Below are 26,729 nucleotides of genomic sequence, written 5' to 3' on the forward strand. Positions count from 1 at the left end.
TTGCCCGGAGGGCAATTCCCCTGATGGGTACGGCTTTACCCGAGCGCGCGCAGACCGGGTACGAGCGCCACCAGGACCGGGATCACCGGGACCAGGGCGGCCGTCGCGGTCAGCCGCAGCCGGTGCCGGGCGGGGAGGCGGTCCGGGGCGGTGAGCAACCGGTGGACGCGTTGCGGGACATGGGCGTGCGGGGCCGGGCCGGGGCCGAACACGCCCCGGTCCTCGTTGAGTTCGACCAGGGCGAGGGCGGTGGTGAGACGGCCGTGCCGACGGGAGGCCATGTCGTCGGCGGCCAGTTCGACCAGCCGGTGCATCTCGTCGCGGAACGCGGCGAACACCGGGACCTGCGGGAACCCGCCCGCCAGCGCGGCCGAGCAGTGCAGCAGCCAGTCGTGCCGGGCCTGGGCGTGACCCTGCTCATGGGCGAGCACGGCATCCAGCTGACGGCCCTTCAGGCGGCGCAACGCGGCCGTGGTGACGACGAGCCGGGGCGCCGGACCGGACAGCCACCAGGCGTCGGGCCGCTCGCCCTCCAGGACCACGAGACGGCCGCCCGCCGGTTCCTCGCCGGGCAACAGCGGTGCGCGGACCAGGAGTTCGGCCCGCTGCTGCCGTCGCCCGACCCGGGCGCGCCGGATCTCGCGCACCAGCATCGCCCCGCTCCACAGCCCGGCACAGGCCAGGGTCACCGCGGTCGCCGCCGCCCACGGGCCGGTCGTGCCGAGCGCGTAGGCGTCCATCACCCCGCTGGGGGCGCTCGCGAACACCTGCCCGCGCACCGCCTGCCAGGCCGCCGCGGCGCTCAGCGTCATCGACAGCGCGCAGCACAGGAGTACGGCCGCCACCACGCACTGCCACACCCACAGGGCGACCACCGGCTCCCGGTCCGTCCAGTCGGCCCGGGCGAGCAGCCGGGGACCGGCGACGGCGGTCAGGGCGCCGAGCAGCAGCAGTGCCACAGGGACCATCATGGCCAGCACCCTATGAGCGGGTGAGTGCTCAGGGGTACAGGCCATTGCGCCAAAGTGACGCAGGCAACGTTTGCGCCGGGCGTGCCGTCAGAAGCTCACAGGGCCAGCAGCATCGCCACCATGCCGATGCCCATGGACAGTCGGCAGGCCCGCGCCAGTTCGGGCCGGTCGCCCCAGCGGGCCGCCCCGGTCCCGGCGGCCGCCACCGCGACCGGCACCAGCCGCGCGCCGGACACCAGGACATAGCCGGTGAAGTAGAGCAGCAACGGACCGGTCACCAGCGGGACTCCGGCGCCGCCGTGGTGGTGGGCGCCGGGGGAGGCCGCCATCACCACCGCCATGTAGACCATCGCCGCCGCCCCCACCAGATGGTGCAGATGGTGCGGGCTGCTGCGGGCGCTCCACAGCGCGCGCAGCGCCGCCGCGCCGAACACCGCCGCGTACAGCGGCCAGGCCCAGGCCGGCGGTGTGTAGACGGTCGCGGGCACGGCCATCGCGGCCATGCCGAACCCCATCAGCGCCTCGCCGCCCGCGGCGCGCCGCTGTTCCTCGACGCTGCTGCGCATCCGCAGCAGGCAGTAGGCCCCGGTCGCCGCGCACAGCGCGACCAGCAGCCAGCCGGGCGAAGCCGGTCCGTGCACGCGCACCTCCCCGCTCGACGTCGCATCGATGGATGCGATGCCCCGCCGGTGTGGCGCGCACGCGGGCGCAAGGGTGTACACGGGGAGCATTCGGCGGAGCACAGCAGGTGAGCGAGATTGTTTTACGAGTAAAACACATGCTAAGTTCATAGATATGAGCACCGCGACCCGACCCCTTCCCCTCTCCGGGGTGCTGCGCCTCGGCCGGCCCTCCGACATCTGGTTCAAGCCCGCGTTCAGCGTGGTCGCCGCGGTCGCCCCGCCCAATCTGACGCTGCTGGCCCTAGGCCGTCTCGACCTGGCGATGTACACGATGGCCGGGTCGCTGTGCGCCCTCTACGGCCACAACCGCCCCTATCCCGCACGGGCCCGCACCCTGGTCCGGGTCGTGCTCGGCATGGTCGGCGGCCTCGCCCTCGCCCTGGTCGCCGCGTCGCTCACCACGAACGCGGTCGTCCTGGTCACCGTCGGCGCGCTCATGGCCGCCGTACAGAAGACGCTGTGCGACGCCACCCGGGTCGGCCCGCCCGGGAACGTGGTCCTCACCTTCATCACCTCCGCCTCGCTGTTCGCCCCGCAGAGCCTCGGCCAGGTACCCGCCCATGTCGGCCTCGCGCTGGCGGCGGGCGTCTGGGCCTGGCTGGTCGGCATGGCGCCCGGGCTGCTGCGCCCGCACGGCCCCGAACGCCGGGCCACCGCCCACGCCCTGAACGCCACCGCCGCCTACGCCGCCACCCGCGGCACCGGCGACGGCCACGCGAAGGCCCGGGCCGCCGCGGCCGCCGCCGTGCAGGCCGCCTGGCAGTCCCTGCTCGCCACCGGCGCCCGCACCGACCGCACCCGGCGCGCCCTGGAACACCTCGTCGTCCGCGCCGAGGTCGCCCTCGCCGCCCCCGCCGACGCGGACCCCGGGCGGCTGCGCGGCTGGGCCCGCGACCTGCGCGGCACCGGACGGGTCCCGCGGGTGGCCGGCGCCGACGACGAACTCCTCGGCATCGACGCCGAACTCGCCGTACCCCCGCGCCCGTTGTGGCACCGGCTCGGCCCGCTCGCCCCCCTCGCCGCCCGCACCGCGCTCGGCTGCGCCCTCGCCGGCTACGCCTCCCTGGCCCTCGGCGTCGGCCGCCCCTACTGGGCGCTGGTCACCGCCGCCTCCCTCTACCAGGCCAATGTCACCCTCACCTGGAGCCGGGGCGTCCAGCGCGTCGTCGGCAACCTCCTCGGCGTCCTGGTCTTCGCCGCCGTCGTCCCCTTCGCCCATCTGCACCCGGCCGCCCTGGTGCTGTGCTGCCTCGCCTTCAACTTCGGCGCGGAGGCGCTGATCGGCCGCAACTACTGGCTCGGCAGCGTCTGCGTCACCCCGATGGCCCTGCTCATCACCGAGTTCGCCCGCACCCAGGACGCCGGGCAGCTGATCACCGAGCGGGTCGTGGACACCCTGGTCGGCGCGTTCGTCGGGTTCGTGACCGCGATCGTCGTCACCAACCGCCGGGCCGGCGAGGGCATCGAGCACGCCCTGACCGCCGTGGAACGGGCCCGGGAGCAGGCCGCCCGGCTGCTCGCCGAGCCGCGGCCGGCCCCGCGCGCCCTGGAGACCGTCCGGCGCACCCTGTCCGCCGCCCTGGCCGACCTGCGCGCCGCCGCCGACGCCGCGTCCGGCGAGTGGTGGCAACGCGCACTGCCCCAGGAGCGGGTCGTGCTCGCCGAGCAGTCCGGACACCGTACGCTCGCCGCGACGGTACGACGCCAGGAACCGCACTCCTGGGACGGCGCGAGGACAACGGAGGACGTACGGCCATGACGGCGACCAACGGACGACCGGCGGCCGGCAGCGACGCGGACAGAGGCGGGGGAGCGGGACGGGGAGCGGACCGGGAGGACACGGTCGCCGGTGTGGTCCGGCAGTGGCGGTCCGTCCACCCCGAGCTGGACACCGGGCCCATGGAGGTCATCGGCCGGATCAACCGCTGCGCCGCCCTCCTCCAGCAGGCCGAGGACGCCCCGCTGCGCCGGGCGGGCCTCAGCCGCCCCGAGTTCGACCTGCTCGGCGCGCTGCGCCGCACCGGCCACGAACTGACCCCGAGCGAACTCGCCAAGGAGACCTTCTCTTCCGGCGCCGCCGTCACCAAACGCCTCAAGCAGCTCACCGAGCGCGGCCTGGTCGAGCGGCGCGGCGACAGCCGGGACCGCAGGGTCGCCCACCTCCGCCTCACCGACGCCGGCCGTGACCTCGTCGACGGCATCCTGCCCGAGCAACTCGCCTACGAGACGGCCGTGCTGTCCGTCCTCGCCCCCACCGGGCAGGGCGAACTGGCCGGGCTGCTCGCCGAGTTGCTGGGCCGGCTGGAGGGCCGGATGGGCGCGCTGCGGGCCTGACGGCCGCGTTGCGGGCCTCACGGCTGCGGTGCGGGCCCTCACGGCCGCGTCGCGGATGCGTGGCCGTCGGCTCAGCTCCCCTCGTCCTCCGCGAAGACACCGAACACCGCGCCCCGCGGGTCGGCCAGGACGGCGATGCGCGGGCCGTCCGGCACCGTCATCGGCTCCGCCCGCACCGAACCGCCCGCCGCCACGGCCGCCCGTACCGTCGCGTCGACGTCCTCGGCCGCGAAGTACGGCAGCCAGTGCGCGGGCACCTCCGGCGGGTACCGGTCGCCCATGTCGGCCATCCCGCCGAACTCCTGCCCGCCCACGGCGAACTCCGTGTACTGCTCGGAACCCCGGGTGCCCCAGCCGAAGACCGTGGTGTAGAAGTGCCCGGCCCGGCCGGTGTCCCGGGTCGCCAGCTCCACCCAGCCCAGCGTGCCCGGCGCGTTGAGCAGCCCGGCGCCCGGGAACGCCCGTGCCTCCCACAGCTGGAAGGCCGCGCCGGTGGGGTCGAGGGCGACCGAGAAGCGGCCCGCGTCGAAGATGTCCATCGGGCCGACGACCACCGTGCCGCCGGCCTCCTCCACCAGCCGCGCGGTCACGTCCGCGTCGGCCACCGCGAACGACACGTTCCACGCGACCGGTTGGGACTCCTGGTAGAGCGGGGTGAGCGCGGCGACCGCCGCGTCGCCGAGATGCGCCACGGTGTAACAGCCCGCCGCCTGCCGCGGGTCCGTCTCCGGACGCCAGCCGAACAGCTCCGTGTAGAACCGCTTGGCGCCCTCCAGGTCATCGGTCCCCAGCTCCGTCCAGCAGGGTCCGCCCGGCACCGGCTTGTCGAACTCCATGGCCCCTCCTCACACGGGATCTCCCTTCCGACGCTAGACCCCACCTCTGACAGCGGCCATCGGGAAGCCGTGCGCTAGATCCCCGGCCGGTACCGCAGCGGATGGTCGGCCGGCACCTCCACCAGCACGATCCTGACGCCGTCCGGATCCGTGATCCACATCTCGATCAGGCCCCACGGCTCGCGGACCGGCGGACGAGCGATCTCCACGCCCCGCGCCAGCAGCTCCTCGTGCGCCGCCGTGACGTCCGCGACCTGCAGCCACAGCTGTGTCCCCGGCGAGGCGGGCGCGTCCGAGTGCCCGGACACCTCCAGGAACCCGCCGCCGAGGAAGTAGACCGTGCCGCGCTCCGGGCCCGTACCGAACTCGCGGTAGACGGGGAGGCCGAGCCGTTCGCCGTAGAAGGTGCGGGAGCGTTCGGGATCGGTGGGGCGCAGAAGGGTTCGGCTGCTCAGTACGTGCACCATGCGACGGGAGCCTAGTGCCACCCGGGGGCCGGAACCCGGAGCGGACCAGCGGCGTTAGGCTCGTCCCTGGATCACCGCGCCCGAGATCGGAGTACCCGCCCATGGAGAACGCCGCCGCCGGCCTGACCTTCCGCGACGCCACCGACGCCGACGTGGACGTGCTCGTCGCGCTGATCGAGTCGGCGTACCGGGGCGACGCCAGCCGGGTCGGCTGGACCACCGAGGCGGACATCCTGGACGGGCAGCGGACCGACCCGGAGGGCGTCCTGGAAGTGATCAAGACCCCGGACGGCAAGCTTCTCGTCGTCGAGCGGGAGGGCCGGGTCGTCGCCTGCTGCCAGCTGGAACACCGCGGCGCCCACGCCTACTTCGGCATGTTCGCGGTGAGCCCCGCCCTGCAGGGCGCCGGCGTCGGCAAGGCGGTGATCGCCGAGGCGGAGCGCCGGGCCCGGGAGGACTGGGATGCCACGGAGATGCACATGACCGTGATCTCGGTGCGCAACGACCTGATCGCCTGGTACGAGCGGCGCGGCTACCGCCGTACGGGACGGATGACGCCGTTCCCGTACGGCGAGGAGCGCTTCGGCATCCCGCTCCGCGACGACCTGCGGTTCGAGCTGCTGGTCAAGCCGCTGGTGTGACGTCCCGGCCGCGGGTCACGCGGTGAAGCGGGCGGTGCGTTTGATCTCCGGGTAGTCGGTCGTCGCGCCGTCCAGCTGCAGCGCGCGCACCAGCCGCAGGTCGTCCTGGGTGTTCACCACCCAGCCGATCACCCGCAGATCCGCCTTGCGGGCGTGCTCGACGACCTCCAGGGTCAGCCGCCGGATGTTGAGGCAGAGGGTCGCGGCCCCCGCCTCCCGGGCCCGCTCGACCACGTCGGGGCCGTACCTGCTGGCGATCAGCGCGGTGCGCACGCCCGGCACCAGCCGGGCGATCTCGGCGACGGCCTCGTCGTGGAACGACGACACCTCCACCCGGGAGACCAGGTCCCGCCGGAGCATGACCTCGGCCAGCGCGCGGGCCGCGGCCACGTCCTTGATCTCGGCCTGCAGCGGCGACCGTACGGCGTCCAGGACCTCCTCGAACACCGGCACCCGTTCGCCCCGGCCGGCGTCCAGTGCGCGCAGTTCCTCCAGGGTCTTCTCGGCGATCGGGCCGGTGCCGTCGGTCGTGCGGTCCACCTCCGCGTCGTGCATGACGACCAGGGCGCCGTCCTTGCTGAGGTGGAGATCGAGTTCGATCAGGTCGAGGCCGGCCTGCTGGGCGGCGACGAAGGAACGGAGGGTGTTCTCGGGCTCGACGCCCATGACTCCGCGGTGACCGATGGTAAGGAAGTTCAAGATTCAACTCGCTTCCGTCGACGGCGGCGGTGGGGGCACGCGCGCGGGCCGTACGACGGACGTCGCTGTCCACGCGGTTGGGCGCAGCCTAATGGCCGCCCGCCTCGATGAACCCGTACGTACACGGGGGATTGGTGTGCCGGTCGCACGGCGCCTGGCCCGTGCCCCCGTTCGCGGTCACCCGGGGGTGGGCGCGTCCCGCCGCGCATTGACCGGCCGGATCCGTCCGGTCCCGCGGATCTGACGCCCCCTCACCGTTCGTAGTGGATGTGAGCGCATTCACGGTTTAGTACAGGAAAAAGCACGGTGAAGTAGCGGTGTCGCAGGATAATTTCCTGAGGGCCCCCTTGCTGGGAGAAACCTCGTATGCATACGGTGTCCTTACGCGAGGTTCTGCTGTAGAGGATGGGTCATGACGGAAATTCTTGTGCAGGTGGGTTCGGAGGGGCAGGTTCCTCCCGTGACCAGGGTGGTCGAGCACCCGGAGTGGCCCGTGCTCAAGGAGGCCGTGGAGCGGATCCGGCCATGGCAGTCCACGGACGGTTCGATCGACTTCGACGCCGAGGGCGCGCCCGCGCGGGCCGACGCCGAGACGGCCGTACGGCGTGTCGTGGAGGCCGTGGCGGAGCTGTCCCCGCTGCTCCCGCACGACGCCGAGTACCACCGCGCCCTGGTGGCCGACCTGCGGCACTGGGCCGACGGCGGCTTCCTGGTGCCCGACTTCCTCGACTCGCTGCTGGCCTTCCAGCCCGCCGCGAGCCGCGCGGACGGCCTCCAGCACCTGGTCGTCTTCCCGATGTACACGCAGAACGGCAACCCGGACCGCAACCTGGAGGCGGTCGTGCTGCGCATGGTCTGGCCGGACTGGCTGGCCGAGCTGGAGCGCACCCGCTACGACAACCCGCTGTTCTGCGGCATCACCTTCGAGGACTTCACGGCCGGCTACGACACCAACTCCGCCGTCCTCTTCCCCGAGACCATCGCCGTGCGCGAGGCGCCGGAACGTTTCTCCTGGGGCGGCATCTTCTGCGACCGCGAGGCCGCCCGCTTCCGCCGGGTCACCGACGCGGCCGTCGGCATCCTCGGCCTCAACCTGCCCGAGGACATCGCCGCCATGGTCCACGACCAGAAGCGCTGCGAGGAGGCCTTCGTGCTGTGGGACATGGTCCACGACCGCACCCACAGCCACGGCGACCTGCCCTTCGACCCGTTCATGATCAAGCAGCGCCAGCCGTTCTGGATGTACGGCCTGGAGGAGCTGCGCTGCGACCTCACCGCCTTCAAGGAGGCCGTCAAGCTGGCGGCCGACGGTGTCCCGCAGGCCCGTGACGTGCAGTACGCGGTCCTCTTCGACCGCATGTTCCGCTTCCCGGTCACCGGCGACCGCGTCCGCAACTACGACGGGCTCGGCGGCCAGCTGCTCTTCGCCTACCTGCACAAGCACGACGTGGTCCGCTGGACCGACAACAAGCTCGCCATCGACTGGGAGCGTGCCCCGCAGGTCACCAACCAGCTGTGCGCCGAGATCGAGAAGCTCTACAAGGACGGCATCGACCGCCCGAAGCTCGTCCACTGGTTCGCCGGGTACGAGCTGGTCGCCACCTACCTGGCCCCGCACCCGGGCTCCAAGTGGGCCAAGGGTCCCGACGCCCTGGACCTGTCCCTCCCGCCGCGCAAGCTCGTGGACGACGTGCTTCCGGACGAGTTTCCGCTGAGCATGTTCTACGAGGCCCTGTCCAAGAAACTGAAGAACGTGATCGCCGAGACCAAGGGCATCACCGCGGACAGCGCCGAGCCGGTCGCCGCGTGAGCGACCGGCACCGGAACACTGCTCAAGAGGTTCAAGAGGGGAACGACATGGTGGGCAACGGGGCTCTCAGCGGTGCGGTGATCGCGGTGGCCGGCGCGGGCGGACCCGCGGGGCGTGCGACGCTGATGCGGCTGGCCGAGGCCGGCGCGACGGTGGTCGGGGCGGACAACGACCCGCAGCGCCTGTCGGAGGCCGTGGACGCGGCGCGGTACGCGTCCGGCGGCGCCAGCGTCACGGGTGACACGGTGGACCTGCTCGACCTCCAGTCCACGCGGGACTGGGCCACCCACATCGAGAAGGACTTCGGCCGCGTCGACGGTCTCGTCCACCTGGTGGGCGGCTGGCGCGGCAGCGAGACCTTCACCAAGACCAGCCTGGACGACTGGGACTTCCTGGAGCTGCTGCTCGTCAAGACCGTGCAGCACACCTCCCTCGCCTTCCACGAGGCGCTGCAGCGCAGCGAGCGCGGCCGGTACGTCCTGATCAGCGCCGCCGCCGCGAGCAGGCCCACCGCGGGCAACGCCGCGTACGCCGCGGGCAAGGCCGCCGCCGAGGCGTGGACGCTCGCCCTGGCCGACTACTTCCGCAAGGCCGGGGGCCCCGAGGGCCCGACCTCCGCCGCTGCCATCCTGGTGGTGAAGGCGTTGGTGCACGACGCGATGCGCGCCGAGCGGCCCAACGCGAAGTTCGCGGGCTTCACCGACGTCAAGGACCTGGCCGAGGCCATCGAGGGCGTCTGGAGCAAGCCCGCCGCCGAAGTGAACGGAAACCGTCTGTGGCTGACCGAGAAGCCGTGAACCCTCCGAAGACCGATGCGCGTCGCCACCACGACCCGCAGGTCCGCGGTTTCGCCAGTGACAACTACGCCGGAACCCACCCCGAGGTGCTCGCCGCCCTGGCCCTCGCCAACGGCGGCCACCAGGTGGCCTACGGCGAGGACGAGTACACCGAGCACCTCCAGCAGATCATCCGCAGCCACTTCGGGGCGAGCGCGGAGGCCTTCCCGGTCTTCAACGGCACCGGCGCCAACGTCGTCGCGCTCCAGGCGGTCACCGACCGCTGGGGCGCGGTGATCTGCGCCGAGAGCGCGCACATCAACGTCGACGAGGGCGGCGCCCCCGAGCGCATGGGCGGCCTCAAGCTGCTCACCGTGCCCACCCCCGACGGCAAGCTCACCCCCGAGCTGATCGACCGGCAGGCGTACGGCTGGGACGACGAGCACCGCGCGATGCCGCAGGTGGTGTCCATCACCCAGAGCACCGAGCTGGGCACCCTCTACACGCCGGACGAGATCCGCGCGATCTGCGAGCACGCCCACGCGCACGGCATGAAGGTGCACCTGGACGGCTCCCGGATAGCCAACGCGGCGGCCTCCCTGGACGTCCCGATGCGCACCTTCACCAACGCGGCCGGCGTGGACATCCTCTCCCTGGGCGGCACCAAGAACGGCGCGATCTTCGGCGAGGCGGTCGTGGTGATCAACCAGGACGCCGTCAGCCACATGAAGCACCTGCGCAAGCTGTCCATGCAGCTCGCCTCCAAGATGCGCTTCGTCTCGGTGCAGCTGGAGGCCCTGCTCGCCAAGGACCTGTGGCTGCGCAACGCCCGGCACGCCAACGAGATGGCCCAGCGGCTCGCCGAGGGCGTCCGGGCCGTGCACGGCGTCGAGATCCTCTACCCGGTGCAGGCCAACGGCGTCTTCGCCCGCCTCCCGCACGACGTGAGCGTGCGCCTGCAGAAGCGCTTCCGGTTCTACTTCTGGGACGAGGCCGCCGGGGACGTGCGCTGGATGTGCGCCTTCGACACGACCGAGGAGGACGTGGACGCGTTCGTCGCGGCGCTCAAGGAGGAGATGGCACGTTAGCGTGTCACGCGTCACGCGTGACATTGCATAGATATGCGGTCACCTGAAAAGTCATTGACGCTCGGGTGACCGCATTCCTATGCTCTGCGGACATGGAGCTGATCCAGAACACTGCCGACCTGTCCGCCTATCTGGCCGCCGACGAGGTCATCGACCATCACCATCCCGTGGTCCGGGGGACGGCCGGCCGGCTGGCCGCGGGTGCCGTGGACTCGTATGCCTATGCGCGGGCCGCGTACGAATTCGTGCGGGACGCCGTCCCGCACTCCCAGGACTCCGGCGACCCGCGCGTGACCTGGCGCGCCTCGGACGTGCTGGAGCGGCGCACCGGCATCTGCTACGCCAAGGCCCACGCCCTCGCTGCCCTGCTGCGCGCCGAGGACATCCCCACGGCCCTGTGCTACCAGCGGCTGGCGCACGACGACGGCGCCGGTCACGCCGTGCACGGCCTGGTCGCCGTCCGTCTCGACGGCGCCTGGCACCGGCAGGATCCGCGCGGCAACAAGCCCGGCGTCGACGCCCGGTTCTCCCTCGACGGCGAACGGCTGGCCTGGATCCCCGACCCGCAGTCCAATGAGATGGACTATCCGGTCCTGTACGCTGAACCTCACCCGGCCGTACTCGGCGCGCTGCAGGCGGCGCCCGACCGTCCGGCCCTCTGGAAGACGCTCCCCACCGCACTCTGAGGCAAGGCAGATGACTCTCACGCTCACCGTGTCCGACGAGGTGCGCGCCCTCGCGCCCGGCTTCACACACCTCGCGATCGAGGCCGACGGACTGGTCAACGGGCCCAGTACCGAGGCGAGTTCGGCCCTCCTCGACGACGCGGCCCGGCGTCTGGCCGTACGCCTGGACGGACGTGCTCCGCACGAGGACCCGCACATGGTTTCCTGGCGCGCCGTCTACACGGCGTTCGGCTCCAAGCCGTCCCGCACCCGCAACTCGGCCGAGGCGCTGGCCAAGCGGGCCCTCGCGGACGGCGGCCTGCCCCGCATCAACCTGCTCGTGGACCTCTACAACGCGATCAGCGTCGCCCACCTGATCCCGGTCGGTGGTGAGGACCTCGACCTGATCCGGGGCGGGATGCGCCTGGTGCGCGCCACGGGGGAGGAGGACTTCGTGACGGTGGCCGGGGGCGAGGAGAGCGTCGAGCACCCCGACGCCGGCGAGGTCGTGTGGTGCGACGACGAGGGAGTCACCTGTCGGCGCTGGAACTGGCGCCAGGGCCCGCGCACCCGCCTCACCGAACGGACGACCTCGGCGATCTTCCTGCTGGAGAGCATGACCCCGATGCCGGTGCCCGAGGTGGCGTCGGCGGGCGCGGAACTCGCCGAGCTGCTGGAGAAGTTCAGCCCGGGCGCCCGCATCGAGGTGCGCGCGCCGGAGACGGCGGGCTGAGGCTCAGATCGCCTCGGCGGCCTTCAGCTGGTCCACCGTGGGGGCCGTGCCGCCCAGGTGCGCCGGGAGCCACCAGGTGTCGGTCGCGTCCTTCGGGCGGGCGGGGTAGGCGCGCTGGGCGGCGTCCAGGAGGTCCTGGACCCGCTCGCGCAGCCGCCGGGTGATCGCGCCCGCGTACTGCTCGCGCGGGGCCTCGACCGGCTCGCCGACGCGGATGGTGATGGGGAGGTGGTTGCGCTTGAAGTTGCGCGGCTGGCCCTTGGTCCAGATGCGCTGGGTGCCCCACAGCGCCATCGGGATCAGCGGGACGCCGGCCTCCTGCGCGAGCCGCGCCGCACCCGACTTGAAGCTCTTCAGCGTGAAGGACTGGGAGATGGTCGCCTCCGGGAAGACGCCCACGATCTCACCGGACTTGAGCGAGTCCAGCGCGTGCTGGTAGGCGGCCTCGCCCTGCGTGCGGTCCACCGGGATGTGCTTCATCCCGCGCATCAGCGGTCCGGAGACGCGGTGCCGGAACACCGACTCCTTCGCCATGAACCGCACCAGCCGCTTCTGCGGAAGGGCCGCCAGACCGTCGAAGACGAAGTCCAGATAGCTGATGTGATTGCTCACCAGCACGGCGCCGCCCGAGCGCGGGATGTTCTCGGACCCCTGGCAGTCGATCTTGAGGTCCCAGACCTTGAACAGCGTCTTGGCGAAACCGATGACGGGACGGTAGACCAGCTCTGCCATGGGTGGGACGGACCCTTTCTGCTCTGCCTGGGAAAGGGGCTCCCGGCGGGAAAGTTACGCGGCCGTAGGTTTACGGCGTCTCGCAGATCGTGCCCGAAGAACGGACGGGGAGCCAGCCCTGGTGCCCGGGCGCGGCGAGATTCTCGTCACGTTGGCCCCTTGATCCACCTCGCGCTTTTAACCTGCCTTTACTCTGGGCGCACCGTCAACCGCCGTATGAACAGGAACATCTCGCAACCCAGGCAGTACCCGAACGCAGCATTGAGGAAGGCCGCGGCGAGCGCGAGCCCGGTCGCCGCGAGCCCCAACCAGGATGGGCCCAGCGCGAATCCGGCCAGACCGAGTCCCGCGAAGACCAGCCCGACCGCCTGCGCGAACCGCGGCGGCTCCGGCGGCTCGAACTCCGTCGGGGGGCCGACTCGGGGCCGTACCAGGGTCCGGAAGACCCAGCCGTACGGCGAACGGTGCACACCGCCGGCCGCGCCGAGCGCGAACGCCAGTGTCTGCAAGGCGAGGATCCAGGGGCTGCGGGAGATCAGTGCGGCGGCCAGCACGACCGTCGTCACGGCCGCGCCGAACCGCGGCCCACGTGCGTCGATGTCCATGAACCAAGGATTCCGCCCCGTGGGCCGTCAGGGGAGCCGGGAATCTTTGCAGTCTCGTGAACGCTGAGCCCGGTGGCCGCCGGTCTCGCCGATGCTGGTGCGATGACGACCGGACTGGTGGTGTGCCTGGCGGTGCTCGCGACGGCGAGCGGATACGGAGTGCTGCACAAGCGGCGGAGCGGGAGGGTACGGGTGCGCGGACGGGACGACGGCAAGCGGCTCGGAGCGGCCGAACTGGGGACCGAACTTGGCGAACGGGCCACGCTGGTGCAGTTCTCCAGCGCCTTCTGCGCCCCCTGCCGGGCCACCCGGCGGGTGCTCGGCGAGGTCGCCGGGATCGTCCCCGGGGTGGCCCACGTCGAGATCGACGCCGAGGCCCATCTGGACCTCGTGCGCGAACTGGAGATCCTCAAGACACCCACCGTACTGGTGCTCGATGCGGGCGGCCGAGTGGTCCGCCGGGCCACCGGACAGCCCCGCAAGGCCGACGTCATCGCGGCACTGGGAGAGGCGGTCTGACGGTCATGACGATGACGGTGAGGCAGCTCCCATATCCCGGAACGTACTTGACTGGGCGCACCACCTATCGTCAGCCTGACCGTATGCCTCACGAAATCCTTCTCTTCGGGCGGGTCCATGTGGACCTGGCCCGCACCGCGAGCGCGCGCTGTCCGGGTCGCTGAGCACCCCGGACCCTCCTCCACGCCGCCTCCCGCAGACGAAGGACAACTCCATGACGGCCACGCCCGACCTCGGCACCCCTCAGCTCGCCTCTCCCGACCTGCTCCGCTCCGCCTTCCGGCGGCACGCGGCCGGTGTCGCGGTGATCACCGCGCGCGGCGCCGACGGCCCGGTCGGCTTCACCGCCACTTCCCTCACCTCCGTCTCCGCCGAGCCCCCGATGCTCTCCTTCGGCGTGGGCACGGGTGCCTCCAGCTGGCCCGCGATATCCACCGCCGAGCACATCGGCGTCCATGTCCTCGGCGAGCACCAGGAAGAGCTGGCCGCCACCTTCGCGCGCAGCGGCGCCGACCGGTTCGGGGCGCCCACCGACTGGCGTGAGGAGCATGCCGGGGTCCCGGTCCTGGCCGACGTCCTGGTCTGGCTGGTGTGCCGGGTCGTCGCGCGCGTGCCGGCCGGCGACCACCGCATCGTGCTGGCCGAGGTGGTCCTCGGTGACTCCTCCGGCGCCGGCCGTCCACTCCTCTATCACCAGGGCGGGTTCCACGGACTGCGGGATTGATCACGCGCTCCTCGTTCTGCGAACGCGTCGAGTTCCGGTTACGCTGCGTTGCGAAGGTCACAGTTCAAAGCGCTTGCTTAGCGGGAGCGCACTGGGTGTACTGGTGAGTAATATTTCGTTCGGAGCGCGCGGCCGCCCCGACCGGGATGAGCCGCTTGAGGCGCCTATGCTGCCTGCAAGAGGCAGCCCAGAAAAGACGATGCAGTAGGAGAGCCGGCGTGAGCCTGAGGATCGTTGTCACTGTGAAGTACGTGCCCGACGCCACTGGCGACCGGCACTTCGCCGATGACCTGACCGTCGACCGTGACGACGTGGACGGTCTGCTCTCCGAGCTGGACGAGTACGCGGTCGAGCAGGCCCTGCAGATCTCGGAGAACTCCGACGACGACGTCGAGGTGACCGTCCTGACGGTGGGTCCCGAGGACGCGAAGGACGCGCTGCGCAAGGCGCTGTCGATGGGTGCGGACAAGGCGATCCACGTCGAGGACGACGACCTGCACGGCACCGACGCGATCGGTACCTCGCTGGTGCTGGCGAAGGCGATCGAGAAGGCCGGCTTCGACCTGGTGATCTCCGGTATGGCCTCCACCGACGGCACCGCCGGTGTGGTTCCCGCGCTGCTGGCGGAGCGGCTGGGTGTCCCGCAGGTGACCCTGCTCTCCGAGGTGTCGGTCGGGGACGGCACGGTCAAGGGCCGTCGTGACGGCGACGCCGCCAGCGAGCAGCTGGAGGCTTCCCTGCCCGCCGTGGTGTCGGTGACGGACCAGTCGGGTGAGGCGCGCTACCCGTCGTTCAAGGGCATCATGGCCGCGAAGAAGAAGCCGGTGGCGTCCTGGGACCTGTCCGACCTCGACATCGAGGCGGAGGAGGTCGGCCTGGAGGGCGCCTGGACCAAGGTGGCCGATGCCACCGCGCGTCCGGCCCGTACCGCGGGCACGATCGTCAAGGACGAGGGCGAGGGCGGCAAGCAGCTCGCCGAGTTCCTCGCGGGCCAGAAGTTCATCTGAGCCCCGCACGCGCTGACCGCCCCTCAACTTCGTTTCGCAGGAGAGCAATCCCATGGCTGAAGTCCTCGTCTACGTCGATCACGTGGACGGTGCCGTCCGCAAGCCCACCCTGGAGCTGCTGACGCTGGCCCGCCGTATCGGTGAGCCCGTCGCCGTCGCGCTGGGTGCCGGTGCCGCCGACACCGCCGCCGCGCTCGCCGAGCACGGCGCGGTCAAGGTGCTGACGCACGACGCGTCCGAGTACGCCGACTACCTGGTCGTCCCGAAGGTCGACGCGCTGCAGGCCGCCGTCGCCGCCGTCTCCCCGGCCGCCGTGCTGGTCCCGTCCTCCGCCGAGGGCAAGGAGATCGCCGCCCGCCTCGCGCTGCGCATCGGCTCCGGCATCATCACCGACGCCGTCGACCTGGAAGCCTCTGATGAGGGCCCGGTGGCCACCCAGTCGGTGTTCGCCGCCTCCTTCACCACCAAGTCCCGTGTCTCCCAGGGCACCCCGGTCATCACCGTCAAGCCCAACAGCGCCGCCGTCGAGGCCGCCCCGGCCGCCGGTACGGCCGAGGCCCTGGACGTGACCTTCTCCGCCGCCGCGACCGGGACCAAGGTCACCGGCCGCACCCCGCGCGAGTCCACCGGCCGCCCGGAGCTGACCGAGGCCGCGATCGTCGTCTCCGGCGGCCGGGGCGTCAACGGCGCCGAGAACTTCGCGATCATCGAGGCACTCGCCGACTCCCTCGGCGCGGCCGTCGGCGCCTCCCGCGCCGCCGTCGACGCGGGCTGGTACCCGCACACCAACCAGGTCGGCCAGACCGGCAAGAGCGTCTCCCCGCAGCTGTACATCGCCAACGGCATCTCCGGCGCCATCCAGCACCGCGCGGGCATGCAGACCTCCAAGACCATCGTGGCCGTCAACAAGGACGCCGAAGCCCCGATCTTCGAACTCGTCGACTTCGGCGTGGTCGGCGACCTCTTCGACGTCGTCCCCCAGCTCACCGACGAGGTCAAGGCCCGCAAGGGCTGATCACCGCCGTCAGGCTGTCCGAGGCCCCCGCGACCGGCACCGGTCGCGGGGGCCTCGTCGTGTCAGCGCAGGCTCAGCGAGACCTGGACCGGCAGATGGTCGCTGGGGAACTGGCCGTGCATCGAGAAGGTGTCCATCGTCGCCCGGTGCGTGGTCACGCCCGGCGAGGTCAGGATCCAGTCGATACGGTCGCCGTCCTGCTTGAGGCGGTGGTAGCCGTGGAAGGTCGCGTACTGGGGGCCCCGCTGCTCCGCCGCGTCCCAGGTGTCCACGAGTCCCGAGTCCACCAGGGTGTCGTAGGCCGGGTTCTTGTGGGCGTAGGCGTTGAAGTCGCCGGTCACCACGACGGGCAGCGCGGGGTCGAACTCCCCGATCCGCTGGGCGAGCAGCGTGGCGCTGCGCTCGCGCGCGTACTGGCTCTTCTGGTCGAAGTGGGTGTTGGCGACGTAGAACTCCCGCCCGCCGTCGGCCAGATCGCGGAAGCGGACCCAGGTGACGATGCGCGGGAAGGCGGCGTTCCAGGTGTTGGAGCGGATGACCTCAGGGGTGTCGGAGAGCCAGAAGGTGTAGTGCTCGACGGGGGCCAGGCGCCGGAGGTCGTAGTAGATGGCGGTGGACTCGTCCCGGCTGCCGCCCTCCCGGCCGGTGCCGACCCAGTCGTAGTGCGGTCCAAGGTCGGCGTCGATGTCCCGCAGCTGCTGGTAGAGGCCCTCCTGGGTGCCGATGACCTGGGGGTTCGCGCGGCGCAGGAGTTCGCGCATCACCGGTCTGCGGTCACTCCAGCTGTTGGGTTCGGCGCTGCTCGCGTACCGCAGGTTGAAGGTCATGACGTCGAGCCGGGGAGCGCGGCGCGGCGGGGCCGAGGGGGTGGACCGGGCGGAGCGCAGGGTGGCGGAGGAGGTCGAGGAGGCGGACGAGACGGAGATCGCGGCACTGGAGAGGGGCACGGTGACCGCCGCGGCCAGTATGACCTTCAGGCCCAGGCGGCGGGTGACTCGGCGCTGGTTCGGCACGGGTGCTCCTTCGGTGGCGACGGCGGCCGGGCGAGGGGTGCGTGAGGCGAGTCCTGCGCAGTGAGTGTGCTACCCAGGTGTGAGTCGATCGTGAACATGCCCAGATGGGGGCGTGTCGCCCCGTGGACATGGTGTTGACCATCCCGAAGGCGCCCGGATAACTTCATTCAACGGATTGTTGATTCCGTACAGTGGAAAACAGGAGGGTGCGGGATGGGTCAGAGCCAGCAGGAGAAGGTGGCGACGAGCCTCTCGGGCGCCGTCGGCGAGGAGATCAGCGCCTCCCTCGCGCCGGTCGACGCCGAACTGGAGCGCCGGTATCCGGGCGACCCCGGCACCCGCCAGCCCGTCCACACCGTCTACGTCCCCGGTGACGCCTTCGCCGCCGACACCGTCCGCAGCTGGGGCGACCGGGCGCTCGCCGCCCTCGACGAACACGCCCCCGACGCCGCCTCCTTCGCCGCCGTCCTCGGCCTGGCCGACGAACTCGCCGAACCCGTCTACTCCCGGGTCCGCGCCAAGCTGGAGCGCGAGCCGATCGAAGACCTCCGCGTCGACTTCGAGGACGGCTACGGCCCGCGCCCCGACGCCGAGGAGGACGAGGCGGCCGCCCGCGCGGCGCGGCTGATCGCCGAGGCGTACCCCACCGGCACGGCGGCGCCGTACATGGGCATCCGGATGAAGTGCATGGAGGCCGCGGTACGCGACCGGGGCATCCGCACCCTCGACGTCTTCCTCACCGGACTGACGGCGGCGGGCGGCCTGCCCGAGGGCCTGGTCCTGACCCTGCCGAAGGTGACCTACCCCGAACAGGTGAGCGCCTTCGCACGGCTTCTGGAGGCCTTCGAGAAGGCCCACGGCCTGGAGGCCGGCCGGATCGGGTTCGAGATCCAGATCGAGACCAGCCAGGCCATCCTCGCCACCGACGGCACCGCCGCCGTCGCCCGGATGATCCAGGCCGCCGAGGGGCGCGCCACCGGACTGCACTACGGCACCTTCGACTACAGCGCCTGCCTCGGCGTGTCGGCCGCCTACCAGGCCAGCGACCACCCCGCCGCCGACCACGCCAAGGCGGTCATGCAGGTCGCCGCCGCCGGTACGGGCGTACGCGTGTCGGACGGCTCCACCAACGTCCTGCCGGTCGGCCCCACGGCCCAGGTGCACGACGCCTGGCGGCTGCACTACGGGCTCACCCGGCGCGCCCTCGCCCGCGCCTACTACCAGGGCTGGGACATGCACCCCGGTCACCTCCCGACCCGGTACGCGGCCGTGTTCGCCTTCTACCGCGAGGGTTTCGAGCAGGCGGCCGCCCGGCTCGCCCGGTACGCGGGCCGCGTCGGCGGCGACGTCATGGACGAGCCCGCCACCGCCAAGGCCCTCGCCGGCTATCTGCTGCGCGGCCTGGACTGCGGCGCCCTCGACCTCGCCGAAGTCGCCCGCCTGACCGGCCTGACCCGGGCCGGTCTGGAGGGCTTCGCGGCGCCCCGGCGCGGTGACCTGACGGCCTCCGGCAACTAGCGGGTAGCGGCCAAGTCACAGCTTTTTCGGCGGACTTGAACCGCCCCAGGCACCGCCCCGTACTCTGGTGCGCCATTCACAGATGTGTGCGAGGGGCGGAGTTTTTGTGTCGGGTTCGTACGGACAGGGTGACGGGACCGGTCGCCTGCTGGCCGGGCGGTATCGGGTCGTGGCACGGCTCGGCCGCGGCGGCATGGGTGTGGTGTGGCGCGCCGTCGACGAGGTCCTCGGACGCGAGGTCGCGGTCAAGGAGCTGCGCGCCTACACGGACAGCGCCGGACCCGAACTGGCCGGTCTGCGGCTGCGGATGCAGCGCGAGGCACGGGCCGCCGCCCGGGTGCGCCATCCCGGGGTGATCGTCGTGCACGACATCGCGCAGGTCGAGGGCCGGCCGCTGATCGTCATGGAACTGGTCGACGGCCCCTCCCTGGACGACCTGCTGCGCGAGCGCGGCACCCTCGGCCCGCACGAGGCCGCCCGGATCGGCGTCGAGGTCATGGACGCCCTGGCCGCGGCCCACCGGGTCGGCGTCCTGCACCGTGACGTCAAGCCCGGCAACATCCTCCTCGACCGCTCGGGCCGGGTCGTCCTCACCGACTTCGGCATCGCCACCATCGAGGATCCCGGCGACGGCTCCGCCACCCATCTGACCGGCAGCGGTGAACTCGTCGGCTCCCTCGACTACCTGGCGCCCGAGCGGGCCAAGGGCGCGGACCCCGGCCCCGCCTCGGACATCTGGGCCCTCGGCGCCGCCCTGTACGCGGCCGTGGAGGGCGCCTCGCCGTTCCGCCGTACGTCCACCTTCTCCACGCTCACCGCCATCGTCGACGAGCCCCTCCCCGAGCCCCGCCACGCCGGACCCCTCGCCCCCGTCCTGCGCCGCCTCATGGACAAGCGCCCCGAGGCCCGCCCGGCCGCCGAGGAAGCCTGCGCCCTGCTGCGCACCGCGGCCCGGACACCGGCGGCGGACACCCCGACGACCACCCTGAGAGACCCCGCACGACCGGGAACCGCCCCCAGCACCCCGCCGATCCCTCCGGGCCACGGACCTGCCGACGGCGCGGCCGACTGGTTCGCCCAAGGGGGCGTCGAGGAGGCCGGCGGTGAGTTCGTGCCCGGAGCTTCCGGGAGGCCTGACGGCGGGTTGGTGGAGGAGGCTGGTGAAGGGTTCGTCCCGGGAGCTGCCCAGGGGGCTGAGGGCGGACCCGCCCAGGGCGGCGTCGAGGAGCCTGGCGGTGGGTTCGTGCCGGGAGCCTCCGGCAGCCCTGACGGCGGGCTTGCCCAAGGGGTCGGCGAAGGGGGCGCTCAAGGGCGGGCCGAGGGGCCGGGGCGTGAGGCCGGGGAGGGGGCTGTCCAGGGGCGTGTCGAGAGGCTTGCCCCCGGATCCGTCCAGGGGCCCGCTCATGGGCTCGGGCCGGAGTCTGCTGAGGGGGTTGTCGGCGGGCTCTTGGAAGGGGCCGTAGAGGGAGCTGGGCGCGGTCCCGCCCGAGGGTCTGCCGAGGTGCCCCTGGCCGGGCTCGGCGAAGGGGCTGCCCCGGAGCCCGCCAGCGAGCCCGGTGCAGACCGCGGCCGAATCTCCGCCGCCGGACTCGCCCAGGAGACCGGGGCCCAGGAGACCGGGGCCCAGGAGACCGGAGCCCAGGGGGTCGAACGCCAGGGCGGCGTCGGTCCGGTGTTCGCGCGGAGATTAGATGGCGGGGCTCGACCCGCCGCCCCGGGCGGCCCGATGATGAGCCCTGTTCCGCCGCGCCGCACGCGCCGCCGGGCCCGGACGCTCGTCGTGGTGGCCGTCGGTGTCGTTCTCGCGGCGACCGTGCTGACCGTCACCTCGCTGCACGACAAGGGCCGGACGGCGAACGTGGACTCGGGTCCGCCCGCCCCGACCGGGATCGGCGCTTCGGAGGGCGTGCGCGGCACCGGGGCCGGGCGGACGGTCGGGCCGGATCCGCTCGGGCAGGGGGAGGAGACGAGCGCGGTCCCGGCCGAGGGTGCCACGCGCGCCGGGACCGGCGGATCGGCGGACCCGACGGTCCCGGCGGATGACGCCTCCGCCACGCCGCCCCCGGCGCAGACCCCCAGCTCCAGCCCGTCCGGCACCGCCGGTTCCGGGTCCGGGACGGCTACCGCCACGCCCGCCCCGGCCTGCCTGCCCGACGGCGACGGTACGTACGCCTGCCAGGTGCGGAGCGCCGCCAAGTCCTACACCGCCGCCGGTGACAAGGCCGGCAAGGTCCACCCCGGGACCCACTCCTTCTACTGCCAGGCCGACCTGGGACTGCGGGCGACGCACGGGAAGCGGACCAATGTGTGGTGGGCCAGGACCGACGACGACAACGGCAACACCGGTGTGTACATCAGCGACGTCTACATCAAGGGCGGCGAGAACGACGAGCCCGTGCCCGGGCTTCCCGTCTGCTGAGCGTCGGCGTACCGCTCCAGGCCCGACGCGACCGCCCATCGCCGCTCGGCGAACAGCCGGGTACCCCGCCGGCACAGCGCGGAGTCGGCCCGCGCCCGTGCGCAGAACTCCTCGGGGGTGACCCCGAACAGCTCCCTCAACTCGACCGACTCCGCGAGGAGTTCGGCGAGGAGGGCGCGCTCGCCGGGATGGCGGCGCGGGGTGCCGGTGCCGTCGTGCAGGACGCCGTGCCGGTTGACGTACGCGTGGACGCCGGGAAGCGTCGTACCGTCCGCGAGGGCGACGCGGACGTCCGGGGCGGGCAGCCGGACCCGCCGGAAGTTGCCGTGCGGCAGCGGTACGCCCTCGCTCGCGTCGATCACCTCCAGCTGCCGCCCGTCCAGCCAGAGGACGAACAACTCCCGTACCGAGGAGGGGGAGTGGACCGGGGCCGCCGAGACATAGCCGAGCCGGCTGACATGGGCCGAGACACCCACGTCGAGACCGGTCACCCGGCCGCGCACCATCGGGATCGGCCCGCTCACCCCGAACTCGGCCATCTTGTGCTGGAGTTGGGCGGGAGAGGCGTTGGAGCCGACCGCGAGCACCGGCACCCGGCCGTCGTCGTACACCAGCCGGTCCAGGGGCGACAGCCGGTCGCCGTCGAGGAGGGCGGAGTCGGCCGGCCAGGCGCCGGGGTAGGTCAGCGGATGGTCGCGCGGCGCCCGGTCCAGGCCCAGTTCCGCGAGCGTACGGCCGCCCACGCGCGGCTCAGTCCGCCGGGGGCAGCTCGCCGGAGCCGCGGGTGACCAGCCGGGTCGGCAGCTCGATCCGCTCCGGTGCCAGCAGCGTGCCGTCCAGCTGGCGGAAGAGCCGTTCGGCGGCCGTCCGGCCGAGCAGGGCCGCGTCCTGGGCGACGACCGTGAGGCCCGGATGCAGCAGGTCGGCCAGTTCGATGTCGTCGAAGCCGACCAGCGCCACCGGGCGGGTCTGCTCGGCGAGCACCCGGATCACGGTGACGGTGACCCGGTTGTTGCCCGCGAAGATCGCGGTGACCGGGTCGGACCCGGACAGCATCTCCTCGGCGGCCCGCCGCACCCGCTCCGGGTCCGTCATGCCGAGTGAGGTCCACGCGTCCTCGACGGGTATCCCGGCGTCCTCCATCGCGGCCCGGTAGCCGCGCAGCCGCTCGGCCGCCGTGTGGATGCGGGGCATGTCGCCGATGAAGCCGATCCGGCGGTGGCCGTGCGCGATCAGATGGGTCACGCCGTCGCGGGCACCACCGAAGTTGTCGGACAGCACCACATCGGCGTCGATCTTCCCGGCCGGACGGTCCACGAACACCGTCGCCACGCCCGCCCTGATCTCCGGCTCCAGGTAACGGTGGTCGTCCCCGGCCGGGATCACCACCAGCCCGTCCACCCGCCGTGCGCACAGCGCCAGCGCCAACTCCTGCTCCCGGTCCGGGTCCTCGGCGCTGGAGCCGTTGATCAGCAGCGCGCCGTGCGCCCGGGCCACCTCCTCGACGGCACGGCTCAGCGGGCCGTAGAACGGGTCGGCGAGGTCCTCCAGGACGAGACCGATGCTCGCGGTACGGCCCTTGCGCAGCACCCGGGCGCTGTCGTTGCGGCGGAAGCCCAGCGCGTCGATGGCCTCCTGGACCCGGCGCTCGGTGTCCGGGGTCACCCCGGGCTCGCCGTTGACCACCCGGGACACCGTCTTGAGGCCTACGCCGGCCCGCGCTGCCACGTCCTTCATCGTCGGCCGGGTCCCGTATCGGGAGCCGGGGAGACGGTCTGCGCGGCGGGAGGTCTCGGGCACGATGCGGCGTCCTGTCCTGTCGTCCACGGCCCGCACGGGCTCACGGGTTCGGGTCCTGGGCTCATGGATTTGTATCAGGGATACACAGGCTCGTGGGTTTGTATGAGGATGTGGCGTCGAGCATAGAGCCTGGACAACGTTGTCAGATGCAAGAGAGACTGTCCACCGCAATCTCCGGCCTGCGCCCCCACCGCTGGACCGGCTATCCGCCCTTTACTCGGCTACTCATGGTTGACGGGGAGATCTGACTCTGATGCACACCGACCTCGTGGCGGCCCTCGACATCGGCGGCACCAAGATCGCCGGCGCGCTGGTGGACGGCCACGGACGGATCCAGGCGCGCGCCCAGCGCGCGACGCCCGCCCAGCAGGACGGCGAGACGGTCATGGGGGCCGTCGAGGAGGTGGTCGGCGAACTCGCCGGTTCACCGCTGTGGGAACGGGCCGGCTCGCTCGGGATCGGCAGCGCGGGCCCGGTGGACGCCTCCGCCGGCACCGTGAGTCCGGTCAACGTGCCGGGCTGGCGCGACTACCCGCTCGTCGAGCGGGTGCGTGCGGCGGCCGGCGGACTGCCGGTCGAGCTGATCGGCGACGGCGTCGCCATCACGGCCGCCGAACACTGGCAGGGCGCGGCCCGCGGTCACGACAACGCGCTGTGCATGGTGGTGTCGACGGGCGTCGGCGGCGGCCTGGTGCTGGGCGGCAAGCTCCATCCCGGCCCGACGGGCAACGCGGGCCACATCGGCCACATCAGCGTGGACCTGGACGGGGATCCCTGCCCCTGCGGATCGCGCGGCTGTGTGGAGCGCATCGCGAGCGGGCCCAACATCGCCCGGCGCGCGCTGGACGGCGGCTGGCGGCCGGGGCCCGACGGCGACACCTCGGCGGCGGCGGTGGCGGCCGCGGCCCGGGCCGGCGACCCGGTCGCGGTGGCGTCCTTCGAACGGGCCGCGCAGGCGCTGGCGGCCGGGATCGCGGCCACCGCGACCCTGGTCGAGATCGACATCGCGGTGATCGGCGGGGGCGTGGGCAAGGCGGGGGACATCCTCTTCACGCCGCTGCGCAAGGCCCTCACCGACTACGCGACGCTCTCCTTCGTGCAGCGCCTGACGGTCGTACCGGCCCAGATGGGCACCGACGCGGGCCTGGTGGGCGCCGCGGCGGCCGCCCTGGCCCGCAGGCCGGACGCGACGGCCGCGGGCGTCTGACGCCGTCGCAGAGCACCGCAGGAACGTTCAAGCCCGGCCGGCCGGGGTTCAGGTCCGGCCGGCCGGGCTCGTCCGGCACCCGGAGCAGCGCGCCGAGGCAGCGCTCTCAGCAGGTGATCCTGGCGTCCGCCCAGTCCGCGTGGTCGGAGGTGATGCCGTCCCCGCCGTCCGTGACGACGAGCCGGACCACTTCCGCGCCGGTGACGTCGGCGGTGAGCGGCTGGGCGGGCATGGCATTGGTCAGTACGCCGGTGGAGGCGACCTTCGTGCCGTCCGCCCAGACCTCGAAGGCCACGGTCCCGTTCGCGGCCTCCTCGTCGTCCACCCCGACATCGGCGGTGACCTGCTCGCAGGTCTTCCCGGTGTAGTACTCGATGTCGCTGGGGGCGTGGGCGCCGAGCCCCTTGGCGTACACCACGCCGCCGATGGTGATCGGATGCCCGTCACCGGCCTTGGACTCGCCGTTGCTGGTGTCGCGTTCCACCGGACCCCAGCCGTTGTCGGCCGAGAGCCAGGTCTGGTCACTGAGGTAGGAGGTGCCCGCGGGCGGCGGGTCCGCGACGGTCGTCGTGATCGTCGTCGCGTTCTCGGCGCGCACCCCGGTCGGCGACCGGTAACTCGCCTTGAGATCAAGGTCGTACGACCCTCTCGGCGTCCCCGCGGGAGCGGTCACCTGCCAGCCGGTGCGCAGGGAGCGGCCCGTCGGCAGCGCGGCGGCCTTCGCCGGTGAGGTCGCCCGGACGGTCCAGCCCTCGGGGCCGGTGAGCGAGACGGAGACCTTCTCGGCCGGGGTGCGGCCCAGGTCGGTGACCGACGTGGTGAGCGCGGCGGACCCGCCCGGCTCGATGAACCGGCCGCCGTCCAGGCCGAGTTCGACGGCCGGCGGGTTGGCCGCCCAGCGCCGGTCGGCGGCCAGCCGGACCAGGACCGTGCCGTGCGCCGGGACGATCGCGGAGACGGTGCCCGCGGTGTTGTAGCTGCGGTGCCGCCACAGGTCGCGCAGGGTGTAGGCGGGGGCCTTCGGCAGGCCGACGGCCGTCGCGGACGTGGCGATGCGCTGGGGCGAACCGGACTCGTTGAAGAGGGCCACCGCGCGGCTGCCGTCCCGCATCTCCTTGGCGACGACCCAGCGGCCGTCCGCCGAGGAGACCACCGTGCCCTGCTTGCCCAGCGGGTCCTGGTCGACGGCGATGACCTCCTTGTTGTCCAGGATGTCGAAGGTCGCCTGGGAGGCCTTGCGCAGGTCGGTGCCGATGAGAAGGGGTGCGGCCATGATCGACCACATCGAGAAGTGCGAGCGGTACTCGGTGTCGGTCATGCCGCCGTTGCCGACCTCCAGCATGTCCGGGTCGTTCCAGTGCCCGGGTCCGGCGTACTGCGCGAGCGGCAGGTTCTGCTTGAGGATCGAGACCATCGAGCCCCAGCTGTCGCCGATGTCCCCGGTGGTCCGCCAGAGCTGCCCGACGTCGGCGGCCCACTCCCAGGGCTTGTTCTCGCCCCACTCGCAGATGCTGTAGACGATGGGCCGCCCGGTCGCCCTCAGGGCGTCCCGCATCGTGGTGTAGCGCTGCTTGGCGTCCACACCCTGGTTGTTGCAGTTGTCGTACTTGAGGTAGTCCACGCCCCAGTCCGCGAACTGCTGGGCGTCGCTGTACTCGTGGCCGAGGGCGCCCGGGAAGCCTGCGGTGTTGCAGGTCTTGGTGCCCGCGCTGGTGTAGATGCCGAGCTTGAGGCCCTTGGCGTGCACATAGTCGGCAACGGCCTTGATCCCGTCGGGGAACCGGGCCGGGTCCGGTACCAGCTTGCCGTTCGCGTCCCGTTCCGGCAGGGCCCAGCAGTCGTCGAGGTTGACGTACTGGTACCCGGCGGCCTTGAGGCCCTTGGCCACGAAGAGGTCCGCGATGCCCTCGACCATGGCCGCGTCGAAGTCCGCGCGGCAGTGCGTGGAGTTCCAGTTGTTGAAGCCCATCGGCGGGGTCTGCGCGAGCCCGTCGGCGAGCGCGGGGGACTCGGCGGTGCCGTCGGCGGCCGCCGGCGCGGCGAGGCCCGCCGAACACAGCAGGGCCGCGGCCAGTGCTCCGACCACTCTTCGGCGGGTTGTGCGGGTATGAGGGGGACGCATCGTTACGCTCCTCTGACTCGCGAGAGGCGGGATGACTACGTGTACGCGTCATCGGTGCGCGCTTATGGTAGGAGCTGTTCGGCTCTGTTGGAAGAGAAGCGGTGAAGGTTGCTCCCGTTCCCTCAATCCTCTTGATTGAGCGGTTCTTTCGGGTGTGAGGGGCGCTACGCGCGTTGGGTTGTGTTGATTGACGGCGGAACGGGAGGCTGTGACAAGCCTGAGTCCACTCTGTGCGCAGGTCGGGGGGGGGGGGGGGGGGGGGGGGGCCCCCCCCCCCCCCCGGGGGCCCCCCCCCCCCCGGGGCCCCCCCCCCCCCCCCCCCCCAGTGGGGGGGTTTAATAGCAC

26 protein-coding genes are annotated in these 26,729 nt (G+C 72.3%); 15 read left to right on the forward strand and 11 right to left on the reverse strand.

Annotated elements, in window-relative coordinates; genetic code table 11:
* Nucleotides 1-35: 35 nt before the first annotated feature.
* Both ACGFZS_RS32880 and ACGFZS_RS32885 read right to left on the reverse strand, forming a co-directional pair.
* The gene (locus tag ACGFZS_RS32880) at nt 36-971 is read right to left on the reverse strand and encodes a M56 family metallopeptidase (protein WP_393798133.1); all 936 of its coding nucleotides are present in this window, start codon (nt 969-971) and stop codon (nt 36-38) included.
* 95 nt (nt 972-1,066) lie between these two features.
* Nucleotides 1,067-1,612: a DUF5134 domain-containing protein gene (locus ACGFZS_RS32885; protein ID WP_393798134.1), complete on the reverse strand. Its 546-nt coding sequence runs from the start codon at nt 1,610-1,612 to the stop codon at nt 1,067-1,069.
* A 154-nt stretch (nt 1,613-1,766) separates the two neighbouring features.
* Here ACGFZS_RS32885 and ACGFZS_RS32890 point away from each other — a divergent pair, with 154 nt between their 5' ends.
* Nucleotides 1,767-3,413 (forward strand): FUSC family protein, encoded by a 1,647-nt coding sequence (locus ACGFZS_RS32890; protein WP_393798135.1) that lies wholly within the window; start codon nt 1,767-1,769, stop codon nt 3,411-3,413.
* A complete protein-coding gene (locus ACGFZS_RS32895) occupies nt 3,410-3,988 on the forward strand; it encodes a MarR family transcriptional regulator (protein WP_365694424.1) in 579 nt (192 codons plus the stop codon). Before ACGFZS_RS32890 ends, ACGFZS_RS32895 begins: the two co-directional genes overlap by 4 nt.
* A 71-nt stretch (nt 3,989-4,059) precedes the next feature.
* Here ACGFZS_RS32895 and ACGFZS_RS32900 read toward each other — a convergent pair whose 3' ends face one another.
* Nucleotides 4,060-4,824 (reverse strand): VOC family protein, encoded by a 765-nt coding sequence (locus ACGFZS_RS32900; protein ID WP_393798136.1) that lies wholly within the window; start codon nt 4,822-4,824, stop codon nt 4,060-4,062.
* A gap of 74 nt (nt 4,825-4,898) precedes the next feature.
* Nucleotides 4,899-5,291, reverse strand: a complete 393-nt coding sequence (locus ACGFZS_RS32905) for a VOC family protein (RefSeq protein WP_393666086.1) — start codon at nt 5,289-5,291, stop codon at nt 4,899-4,901.
* 101 nt (nt 5,292-5,392) lie between these two features.
* On the opposite strand from ACGFZS_RS32905, the gene ACGFZS_RS32910 reads away from it, so the two are divergent.
* Nucleotides 5,393-5,932 carry a GNAT family N-acetyltransferase gene (locus tag ACGFZS_RS32910; protein WP_393798137.1) on the forward strand — a complete coding sequence of 180 codons (540 nt, stop codon included), beginning with the start codon at nt 5,393-5,395 and terminating at the stop codon, nt 5,930-5,932.
* Between the two features lie 15 nt (nt 5,933-5,947).
* On the opposite strand, the gene ACGFZS_RS32915 is transcribed toward ACGFZS_RS32910, so the two are convergent.
* Nucleotides 5,948-6,631 carry a glycerophosphodiester phosphodiesterase family protein gene (locus ACGFZS_RS32915; RefSeq protein WP_365694417.1) on the reverse strand — a complete coding sequence of 228 codons (684 nt, stop codon included), beginning with the start codon at nt 6,629-6,631 and terminating at the stop codon, nt 5,948-5,950.
* Nucleotides 6,632-7,043: 412 nt separating this feature from the next.
* Between ACGFZS_RS32915 and ACGFZS_RS32920 the strand changes: the two genes are divergently transcribed.
* The 5 genes from ACGFZS_RS32920 (at nt 7,044) to ACGFZS_RS32940 (ending at nt 11,703) form a co-directional block, all read left to right on the forward strand.
* On the forward strand, nt 7,044-8,441 hold the full coding sequence (locus ACGFZS_RS32920; protein ID WP_393798138.1) for a DUF6421 family protein: 1,398 nt from the start codon (nt 7,044-7,046) through the stop codon (nt 8,439-8,441).
* A 50-nt stretch (nt 8,442-8,491) separates the two neighbouring features.
* Nucleotides 8,492-9,238 carry an SDR family NAD(P)-dependent oxidoreductase gene (locus ACGFZS_RS32925; protein WP_365694606.1) on the forward strand — a complete coding sequence of 249 codons (747 nt, stop codon included), beginning with the start codon at nt 8,492-8,494 and terminating at the stop codon, nt 9,236-9,238.
* Nucleotides 9,235-10,305: a threonine aldolase family protein gene (locus tag ACGFZS_RS32930; RefSeq protein WP_393798139.1), complete on the forward strand. Its 1,071-nt coding sequence runs from the start codon at nt 9,235-9,237 to the stop codon at nt 10,303-10,305. The genes ACGFZS_RS32925 and ACGFZS_RS32930 overlap by 4 nt, the downstream gene beginning before the upstream one ends.
* A gap of 92 nt (nt 10,306-10,397) precedes the next feature.
* Nucleotides 10,398-10,991, forward strand: a complete 594-nt coding sequence (locus ACGFZS_RS32935; protein WP_393798140.1) for a transglutaminase domain-containing protein — start codon at nt 10,398-10,400, stop codon at nt 10,989-10,991.
* A gap of 10 nt (nt 10,992-11,001) precedes the next feature.
* Complete coding sequence (locus ACGFZS_RS32940; protein WP_393798141.1) at nt 11,002-11,703, forward strand: B3/4 domain-containing protein; 702 nt, start codon at nt 11,002-11,004, stop codon at nt 11,701-11,703.
* Between the two features lie 3 nt (nt 11,704-11,706).
* Here the strand turns inward: ACGFZS_RS32940 and ACGFZS_RS32945 are convergent, their stop codons facing one another.
* Both ACGFZS_RS32945 and ACGFZS_RS32950 read right to left on the reverse strand, forming a co-directional pair.
* On the reverse strand, nt 11,707-12,435 hold the full coding sequence (locus ACGFZS_RS32945; protein WP_393798142.1) for a lysophospholipid acyltransferase family protein: 729 nt from the start codon (nt 12,433-12,435) through the stop codon (nt 11,707-11,709).
* 188 nt (nt 12,436-12,623) lie between these two features.
* Nucleotides 12,624-13,040 carry a DUF4395 domain-containing protein gene (locus tag ACGFZS_RS32950; protein ID WP_393798143.1) on the reverse strand — a complete coding sequence of 139 codons (417 nt, stop codon included), beginning with the start codon at nt 13,038-13,040 and terminating at the stop codon, nt 12,624-12,626.
* 102 nt (nt 13,041-13,142) lie between these two features.
* Here ACGFZS_RS32950 and ACGFZS_RS32955 point away from each other — a divergent pair, with 102 nt between their 5' ends.
* The 4 genes from ACGFZS_RS32955 to ACGFZS_RS32970 all read left to right on the forward strand — a co-directional run bounded on the left by ACGFZS_RS32955 (nt 13,143) and on the right by ACGFZS_RS32970 (nt 16,305).
* Nucleotides 13,143-13,559 carry a thioredoxin family protein gene (locus tag ACGFZS_RS32955; protein WP_393798144.1) on the forward strand — a complete coding sequence of 139 codons (417 nt, stop codon included), beginning with the start codon at nt 13,143-13,145 and terminating at the stop codon, nt 13,557-13,559.
* A 214-nt stretch (nt 13,560-13,773) separates the two neighbouring features.
* The gene (locus tag ACGFZS_RS32960; RefSeq protein ID WP_393798145.1) at nt 13,774-14,283 is read left to right on the forward strand and encodes a flavin reductase family protein; all 510 of its coding nucleotides are present in this window, start codon (nt 13,774-13,776) and stop codon (nt 14,281-14,283) included.
* 218 nt (nt 14,284-14,501) lie between these two features.
* The gene (locus ACGFZS_RS32965) at nt 14,502-15,290 is read left to right on the forward strand and encodes an electron transfer flavoprotein subunit beta/FixA family protein (RefSeq protein ID WP_393798146.1); all 789 of its coding nucleotides are present in this window, start codon (nt 14,502-14,504) and stop codon (nt 15,288-15,290) included.
* 52 nt (nt 15,291-15,342) lie between these two features.
* Complete coding sequence (locus tag ACGFZS_RS32970) at nt 15,343-16,305, forward strand: electron transfer flavoprotein subunit alpha/FixB family protein (RefSeq protein ID WP_393798147.1); 963 nt, start codon at nt 15,343-15,345, stop codon at nt 16,303-16,305.
* Nucleotides 16,306-16,367: 62 nt separating this feature from the next.
* On the opposite strand, the gene ACGFZS_RS32975 is transcribed toward ACGFZS_RS32970, so the two are convergent.
* The gene (locus ACGFZS_RS32975) at nt 16,368-17,318 is read right to left on the reverse strand and encodes an endonuclease/exonuclease/phosphatase family protein (RefSeq protein WP_393798148.1); all 951 of its coding nucleotides are present in this window, start codon (nt 17,316-17,318) and stop codon (nt 16,368-16,370) included.
* Between the two features lie 213 nt (nt 17,319-17,531).
* On the opposite strand from ACGFZS_RS32975, the gene ACGFZS_RS32980 reads away from it, so the two are divergent.
* Both ACGFZS_RS32980 and ACGFZS_RS32985 read left to right on the forward strand, forming a co-directional pair.
* A complete protein-coding gene (locus ACGFZS_RS32980) occupies nt 17,532-18,836 on the forward strand; it encodes a DUF6986 family protein (RefSeq protein WP_393798149.1) in 1,305 nt (434 codons plus the stop codon).
* Between the two features lie 82 nt (nt 18,837-18,918).
* Entirely contained in the window at nt 18,919-21,255 is a 2,337-nt protein-coding gene (locus ACGFZS_RS32985; RefSeq protein ID WP_393798150.1) for a protein kinase, read from the forward strand.
* Here the strand turns inward: ACGFZS_RS32985 and ACGFZS_RS32990 are convergent.
* Nucleotides 21,201-21,998: a hypothetical protein gene (locus tag ACGFZS_RS32990; protein WP_393798151.1), complete on the reverse strand. Its 798-nt coding sequence runs from the start codon at nt 21,996-21,998 to the stop codon at nt 21,201-21,203. The two genes, ACGFZS_RS32985 and ACGFZS_RS32990, sit on opposite strands and share 55 nt — an antisense overlap.
* A gap of 7 nt (nt 21,999-22,005) precedes the next feature.
* On the reverse strand, nt 22,006-23,055 hold the full coding sequence (locus tag ACGFZS_RS32995; RefSeq protein WP_393798152.1) for a LacI family DNA-binding transcriptional regulator: 1,050 nt from the start codon (nt 23,053-23,055) through the stop codon (nt 22,006-22,008).
* Between the two features lie 253 nt (nt 23,056-23,308).
* On the opposite strand from ACGFZS_RS32995, the gene ACGFZS_RS33000 reads away from it, so the two are divergent.
* Nucleotides 23,309-24,262 (forward strand): ROK family protein, encoded by a 954-nt coding sequence (locus ACGFZS_RS33000; protein WP_133024989.1) that lies wholly within the window; start codon nt 23,309-23,311, stop codon nt 24,260-24,262.
* Nucleotides 24,263-24,368: 106 nt separating this feature from the next.
* Here ACGFZS_RS33000 and ACGFZS_RS33005 read toward each other — a convergent pair whose 3' ends face one another.
* Nucleotides 24,369-26,384 carry an NPCBM/NEW2 domain-containing protein gene (locus ACGFZS_RS33005; RefSeq protein WP_393798153.1) on the reverse strand — a complete coding sequence of 672 codons (2,016 nt, stop codon included), beginning with the start codon at nt 26,382-26,384 and terminating at the stop codon, nt 24,369-24,371.
* Nucleotides 26,385-26,729 lie beyond the last annotated feature (345 nt).

The sequence above is a fragment of the Streptomyces sp. NPDC048288 genome, assembly GCF_043201555.1.
Lineage (GTDB): Bacteria > Actinomycetota > Actinomycetes > Streptomycetales > Streptomycetaceae > Streptomyces.